Source organism: Halococcus sp. AFM35 (assembly GCF_051195015.1).
Lineage (GTDB): Archaea > Halobacteriota > Halobacteria > Halobacteriales > Halococcaceae > Halococcus.
In genome coordinates this window covers 1-7,245 of sequence record NZ_JBNTJU010000058.1, presented here as the reverse complement: position 1 = coordinate 7,245, position 7,245 = coordinate 1, and the positions used below count along the sequence as shown (strand labels likewise).

6 protein-coding genes and 1 pseudogene are annotated in these 7,245 nt (G+C 58.4%); 3 read left to right on the top strand and 4 right to left on the bottom strand.

All coding sequences use genetic code 11. The features are described 5' to 3' along the window. Positions 1–77: 77 nt before the first annotated feature. Positions 78–689 (top strand): annotated as a pseudogene (locus tag ACQUQO_RS17635) (ISH6 family transposase); the annotation flags it as partial. 299 nt (positions 690–988) lie between these two features. Here the strand turns inward: ACQUQO_RS17635 and ACQUQO_RS17630 are convergent. From ACQUQO_RS17630 to ACQUQO_RS17620, 3 genes are all read right to left on the bottom strand, one after another. Next, entirely contained in the window at positions 989–1,345 is a 357-nt protein-coding gene (locus ACQUQO_RS17630; protein WP_435079871.1) for a type II toxin-antitoxin system PemK/MazF family toxin, read from the bottom strand. Next, positions 1,338–1,616 carry a hypothetical protein gene (locus ACQUQO_RS17625; protein WP_435079873.1) on the bottom strand — a complete coding sequence of 93 codons (279 nt, stop codon included), beginning with the start codon at positions 1,614–1,616 and terminating at the stop codon, positions 1,338–1,340. Before ACQUQO_RS17625 ends, ACQUQO_RS17630 begins: the two co-directional genes overlap by 8 nt. 214 nt (positions 1,617–1,830) lie before the next feature. Continuing rightward, entirely contained in the window at positions 1,831–2,814 is a 984-nt protein-coding gene (locus ACQUQO_RS17620; RefSeq protein ID WP_435079869.1) for a DNA-binding protein, read from the bottom strand. 534 nt (positions 2,815–3,348) lie between these two features. Between ACQUQO_RS17620 and ACQUQO_RS17615 the strand changes: the two genes are divergently transcribed. Both ACQUQO_RS17615 and ACQUQO_RS17610 read left to right on the top strand, forming a co-directional pair. Further along, complete coding sequence (locus ACQUQO_RS17615; protein ID WP_435079867.1) at positions 3,349–5,112, top strand: hypothetical protein; 1,764 nt, start codon at positions 3,349–3,351, stop codon at positions 5,110–5,112. A gap of 237 nt (positions 5,113–5,349) precedes the next feature. Next, a complete protein-coding gene (locus tag ACQUQO_RS17610) occupies positions 5,350–5,781 on the top strand; it encodes a DoxX family protein (RefSeq protein WP_435079865.1) in 432 nt (143 codons plus the stop codon). 36 nt (positions 5,782–5,817) lie between these two features. Here the strand turns inward: ACQUQO_RS17610 and ACQUQO_RS17605 are convergent, their stop codons facing one another. Further along, positions 5,818–6,828, bottom strand: a complete 1,011-nt coding sequence (locus ACQUQO_RS17605) for a TatD family hydrolase (protein WP_435079863.1) — start codon at positions 6,826–6,828, stop codon at positions 5,818–5,820. Positions 6,829–7,245: the final 417 nt, after the last annotated feature.

Below are 7,245 nucleotides of genomic sequence, written 5' to 3'. Positions count from 1 at the left end.
CAATCGAGTGAGTTTCGCTCGATCTTGGATCGATGCATTTCTCGATTCTCGTTTGCAATACTTATCTTAGTCACTATACGGTCGTCAGTGACGCTGATGACAGTATCGTCACGGCATTTACCGACGAAACACGCGAGCATCAGCTTGATCTCGTCCATGTTGGCCGGACGCTGGGCTACAATCTCTGGGATGACGGCGTGTTCTCCTTGGAGCGGCGAACCGAGATCGTCACAGAAGTGATCGACGAGGTGTTCCATCTGAAGAACTCGGTTGCCAAGCACCGTCCCGAGGAAGAGTTCGCGGCGATCCGCGAACGGATCGCGCGAACAACCAAGCGTATTGAGAGGACAGCGTGGCAACTCTCGCAGTTCGGTTCGAGGAAGGCTGCGGGATATCTTCGGCGGTGGCTGCCGTCGATAGTGACGTTCGCCGAACAGGCTCTTGAGGGGTTCGAGGTGCCGTGGACCTCGAACCCCGTGGAACGAGCGATGGGAGAGGTGGCGAACCGATGCAAGAACCAATGGATGCGTTGGACAGAGGCCGGGTTAGAGGCATTGCTTCAACTCAGACTCGTGAAGTACGCCAATCCAGATCACTACCGAACGTTCTTCGACGAACTTCTCAGTCGATCAACCAAAACAACCATGAGCTGTGACCTCTCAGTGGAGGCTACCAGAGGCAAAGTCTAGAGGACTTTGCGACACCACCAAATATCTGCCTACAACACCCCCACTGACACCTTTTTCGGCGTGAACGTCGCGGTTTCTCGGCCCCAATTGGGGTAGGACGTTCGTGGTTCGTTTGCGTGACTTGTTTCCGGGGGACGAAAACGCCCTCCTTGCGGTCGAACAGACGAATTACTGGCTGTGCCATCCATCTGGCCGCAAGCATCCCAAACGCGCCCTGCTGTCTTATGATAGAAATTTGAAGGATGGTGTTCTCTTATCGGGTATCGAGTGAATGGTCTACTGAGAACGAGTTGAGAGACCTAATTGAGATTGAGTTCGATTTTCAGCGCGCTATCGACCTCCCGCATGATCGATGCTGGGAGCTGCCCAGCGACGAATTGAATACGCTCAGGAATATCGACCGACCGGATCTGGTCGAGGCGAATCGACGAATCTTCGTTGAAATCGCTCTCGTCAGCCCGAACCAGTACTTCGAACGGATAGCCACGATGGGTGGTGGTCGCGGGTGCAACGACGGTTGTATGGGAGTTGCGATTACCAACGTCATTTTGGACGACGACGCACGGGCGTGTTTTCTGCATCTCGTGGCCGCGTGTCGGATCGAGTTCGACAATGACGATATCGCCTCGTCTGACTTCCGTCGCGTCCTCACTCATCGTTCTTATCAGCATCGTAGCCTTCGACGCGGGGTGCTGGACCAAGCGACTCCCACGCTTCATCGGACGTGTGGTCCCATTCGCGAGCAATGTTACGAGCGGACTCGGCCGCGTCTTGATAGGCTGCCGCGAGTTCGTCCTCGCTCGGTTGTTCGTCCTCGACGTCAACGACAGCGACGGTGATGCGCTTGTTTGCATACTCAGTGCCGAGGTACAGCCGTCCGCGGTCGTCGGTTTCCTTAGTTCGGATGTCATCCAATTCGACATTCATACCCATGGAACCCACTATTACCCACGTCAAATTAAAGCTATCCCACTATTGCCCACGGTTACACTTTATTGACATCCGTCATCGGCCTGAAGGCCGGGGAAGTTGATGGAGCGAAAGCCCGGCAGCGCAGCTCCCCGAGCGAGCAGCCCGGACCGTGGAGGAGGGTGGGCGGTGGAGGGGCGTGGAAGCGGGCACAAAAAAGAAGGCACAGTGCTCAGAGAAGCGCCGAAGGAAGCTTCACCGCTTCCGTGTCCTGTACGACCATTCCGTCCTCGTCGTAGACCGGTCCCGACCGTGGCCGCCGTGGGGCGGGCCCATCGCCACGTTCGAGAACCGTGATACGCGTCTGCTTGTAGACCTCTCCGTACTTGCTCTTTCGCTCGGCCGCCAGCGTCGTCTTGCCGCCGTATCTGCCCGGCGAGGCGTCATAGATACGCACTCGATCGCCTTCATGGAGCACCGTCCCTACTTCCGCACTCCGCCAGATGGTGAGTTTGACCGAGTCCGACCTGTCTTTGAGGATTCCGACCTGCTGTTGTGCCGGCGATGCCGGCTCGAACAACCGGACGACCTCACCTTCGACCGTCACCGACCAGTGGGTGGGTTTCACCCGTGCGAGTGGTTTGACCACACCACGTGACTCCAGCAGCGCTTCCCTGGTATGGAGCGCCGCATCCAGTACGTCCTCCTGGTCGTTGACCATGCGCTCGGCGATCTGTCGCGCGATGGCCCGATGCTGGCCAGCAAATGTCAGCCCCGTCGCGATTCCGGCCGCCCGCTGGTGTACCGCCGCGAGTTCCTCCTTCGACAGTCGCTCGCGTGGATCCTCCTCGTAGCCCACGCGCAGCCGCTCTCTCCGCCCACCAACCCGCTCCTCGGCGACCTCCCGTGATCGTCGCTCACGGCCTTTCTGCCGACTGACCTCCGCTCTCGCGCTGATTCGCTCGAGTTCCGCTTCACGGCCCCTGATGCGCTCTTCCTGGATGAGTGTCAGGTGTTCGTTCGACCCCGCTTCGTTTACGCTCCTTGTATCGGGATGGTTCGTATCGACCCTGGCCTGGGTATCCTGCTCGACGCTCGCACGGAACTCGACTCGTTCGTCGACCTCGAAGTCCGATTCGCCCTCGAAGCTCACGTCCTGGTTAGTTGTCTGTTCGTCGACCGCCCGTCCACCACTGATAATGCGTTTGCTATTCATTGGTGTCACCGTCCGCTGGATTGCCACTGAAGGCGCTCATCACGGCGTCTTCTCCGACAGCTCTGGAGTAGGTCTTCCTCGACTGCTGGCATCGGCTGCGCGCTCCCGCGAGCGCCTTCACCTCTGTGAAGGGGCGCGAGCGGAGCGCGCCCTCAGACCCACGCAACCAGCACCGCGCGCCGACCCGTCCGGAGCGAGCGTCCAGCACACAAGCCGGTTTCGCGTCCGTCGACTGACGCGCAGCGACCGACGAAGAAGGGAGCGAGCATCCGGGAGACGCAACCGAAAGCGCGCTTGGTGCTGGCGGCAAACCAGATGCCCGGAACGCCGAGTGCAGCGACCGACGAAGGAGGGAGCAACCGAGGCGCAGCCCGGAATGGTCGGTGCCGAGCGATGCGGAGGGCGGCATGCGGCGAGCGGGGCGAGCGATAGCGAGTATTCTGAGCGCCCGGACGTCCGAAAAAATCTTCCTCGCGCAAATTGATCGTTATTTTTCATTATCTATTTTTGGTCGTGGTGAATTGTACTGAGCGTATGTCTCGCAAGGACGATAGCGGTGACCAGGACCGGAATCCAGCAGAGCAACTATGGAACATCGAACGCCGGCGCGTCTTGCAGCTCGCTGGCGCGGGGGTCGCGGGTCTCGGGATGACGGGGGCCGGCAGCGGCGTCGCCAGCGCGGCGACGGACTGCGCGGACGGCCCCTTCGAGCGAACTTACGAAGGGGGAACAGTCAACTTCGCCCAGATACAGTCTGAGCAGGGAGCGAAACGGGGGCCACCCGACATGTCGACAGCCGAACCGGGAGGCCGAGACAAGAGCGGCGAGCCGCCATACGGTCGTGCACGTGGACAGCAGGGCGACGAGGGTGACGGCGAGTTGGAGATCGGGACCGAGTACGAGGGTCTCGGCTCTAATGACACCCGGGGTGGCGTCCCGTCGGATTCGCAGATCGCCACGGGGCGGAGCAAGAACGTCCATGCGGTCAACCAGCAGGTCGCCATCTACAACAAGCAATCCGGAACCAAGCAACGACAGGTCGATTTGGAGGACATCTGGGAGCCGGTCATCCCCGAACCCGAAGGCGGGTTCGCTCTCGGCTACCCGTTCGTGTTCGATCCACGAGCACGATACGATCGCAACGAGGATCGGTTCGTCCTCTGTGCGACGCAGTTCGTGATGGGACTGACGGCGGACGGTGAGATGATCGGCAAAGAGGAGGTAGAGGAGGGCGAGGTCGATCCCAAAGCGGTTTCGCGCGCTCCCAGAGGGTACTTCGTCGTTGCCGTCTCCCAGAGTAGCAATCCGAACGGCACGTGGAACGTCTATCGACTCCCGCCCGAGGATGCCGACGGCCCCGACGTCGCGGGCCTCGTCGATTATCCCACGCTGGGTCTCGATCAGGACGCGATCTATCTCACCCAGAACTTCTTCGCTAACGACGGCAGTTTCACGGTGACGATGGTCACCCTCGACAAGGCCGAGGTGTACGCTGGCGAGCCGGTGACGGCCCACCACTTCGACAATATGAACAACCCGGGTGAGGATGCACCGTTCACCTTCACTGTCCAGCCAGCGTTTCAGCCGTTCTCGGGCGGCAGTTCTGGGACGTACTATATGGTGAACAGCGGGTTCACCTCGGATGCGCTCACCCTTTGGGAAGTGACTGATCCCACTACTAACCCGTCGCTTTCGTGTTACACGGTCGACGTAGAAGCGTATAGTCCCCCGCCGACCGCGGACCAGCCGAACACGGACTCCACCATCGACACCATCGGCTCCCGGCTGATGAACGCCGACTACAACCTGGAAGACGGCTCGCTCTGGACGGCCCACACCGTTGCAGCCGAGGGTGACGACGGCGTGGTTGCGGCCATCAGATGGTATGAGATCGACGTCGAATCGCGCGAGTTAGTGCAGAGCGGTACCTACGGCGAGCCGGACAAGTCGTACTATATCCCGACGGTGAAATCGTACGAGGACGCAACGATCATCGTCCACAACGTGAGCGGTCCAGACACGTTCGCGCGGATGGATGTCGCGGGTCGGACCGCGGACTTCACACCGGGCGAGATCGAGGATTCGGTGGCTATCCAGGACGGCGAGTCCAAGTATAACGCACTCCCAGGTCCCGTAGAACGGTGGGGTGACTACAATGGGGCCTCGCTCGACCCACAGACGAAGAACTTCTGGACCGTGAGTCAGTACTCGCCGAACATCAACATTCCTGTTGATGAGGAAACACGCGATCCCTACGCCACGCGTATCGCAGAGGTGTTCTTTGACGATGAGCTATAGGCATCAGCAGAGGAGTTCATAGATTCTCATCCACGTCTGCTACCGTGGACGGTTCAGAGCGACTCTGCCGTACTGCTGTTGGATAACTCAGGAGAAAAATCTCCGAGAATCAGCGCTCATCCCAATAGGCAACGGTGGCAGTTCGTCGGACAACGGCAGAGGACAGTGAGCGGGAATTATCATCATGTATTTTAGATTTTCCGCCAAGTTTGTATCCTTGTCAGCTCTAGGGGAGATATGGAGTCCAACCAGTCTCCTGATTCCGAGAGCCAGAGGAATCTCACGAGTACCACCCGAGATCCTCCTGCTCTTCTGAGCCGAGTCCTCATTGGAGGGTTTCTGGGATACGCTGCAATCAAGAACTTCAGAGATCTGGAGGGCCAGATAGGGTATGCAGAGGCAAAGGGAGCACCGTCCCCGGAAACAGCAGTCCCGTTTTCCAGCGGAATGCTCGCTGCAGGAAGTCTTGGGATCATCCTTTGGCGGTTTCCAATCGTTGCAGCCGGAGCCATCGCCTCTTTCCTGTTAGGAGTCACACCGATAATGCACGACTTCTGGAATATCGAAGACGAACAGCAACGGCAGGTCGAGATGTATCAGTTCTTGAAAAATGTCGTTATCCTGGGGGCGATTATCGAACTTCTTCGGCAAGCTGTTGAACAACACTGACAAAGAGTGCGTACCTCCCTCACCGGGAAATTCGAGTCAATTAGCTATGATCTGTTGAGGATTCTCGTATACGACCTGCCTAATCGTTTCGATATCAATTCCCAGTCGGTAGAGTTCGAATATCGTCCGCTTGAACGAGAAGACGTCGGATTTGAGAATCCCTGCGCTATCCGTCTCGATAAGTACTCGATCGGGGCCATACTCTTTGATGACGGTCGCGACGTCTCGGGGTGTAACTCCTAGCAACCAGGGATAGCTGATGGTGAAGCTCAGATAACAGTCCGTGTTCTCCATGACGTATGGGGCGATTCGCTGGTCTGCATGCGAGAGAACCAATCGGTCATCGGCAAGTCCGGCTTCGTCTTTCAACTCGATGTCGAGTTCCGTCGCCGCCTGTTTCACGTTCTCCGCATCGAGAACAGCGTCCTGCTGTAGGCTCATGTCTAACTCATAGCCCGGGATCGTACCTCGGTCACGAAATGGGAGGTCGACGTCTTCGACATCTTCGAGATGTGGGGGTGTGTGTACGATTGCTGGCAGGTCGTGATCAGCCGCGACTTCCATCTGCCGTCGCATAAGCGACTTCTGGTCGTTGAGGTCCCATCGGGCGGCGTGTTGTGCCGGAATGATACCGATCTCCCCGACAGCAGCAACTTCCTCCAAAGAACAGTACTCGGGCATTACCTCCAGCAACGTCTCGTAGTCTGCTACCCGTTTGCCAGCGTGGATGCCGATACCCAACTTAGCATCGAAGATATGTGATTCTCTGATCTGTCCGAGTCGGTTGAGCGCGTCATCCCAGAGATATCGAACATCCGCGGGTGCTGCTGGCTGATACGGTGTCCAGTAGTAGGCCGCCGCCATCATTACCATACCTTGACAACCGCTCAGCGTGAACTCCTCGCGCTCGTTCCAGGAAAGGGTGTGTGCGTGATTGTGGATGTCGACCCACGGGATGTTCGCGAGTTCTGAGGGGAGCTCGTCACGATCCGTCCGGTCCATCGAGGCGGCGTCGATTGGTCGCTCCGTTGGGTATTCTTGGCCCATCGCGAGTACGGTTGCGTTTCGGGAACGGATATGGGTATCGCGCAGTGTGCGAATAGCCGTTCATGATAGTCTGCGTATGGCGACGCCCAGCATGGTGTGAAGTGGATCTGAGGCGAGCGGGCAGGGGCCACGACTGTTCTCGGTTTGCAGGTGCGATGCAGGTTTGCAGGTGCGATGCAGGGTCACAGCGGAGGAACAAGCTATCCAGTTCACCTGAGTTGAACAGCGCGGATGCCCTTTCCTTAACGAGCGCGGACGTTCCGACGCTAGGGGCTAGCGTAAGCTATTGACGTCCAGAAATCGGTCAATCCAGTCGGCAGCGAAGCTCAGACGATGCGTTAGTTCGAGGAACGTCCCCTCAACGAGAGCGCGGAAGTCGTCCGCGCTCTCGGTCGAAATCGGCGAGATGGCACGCTT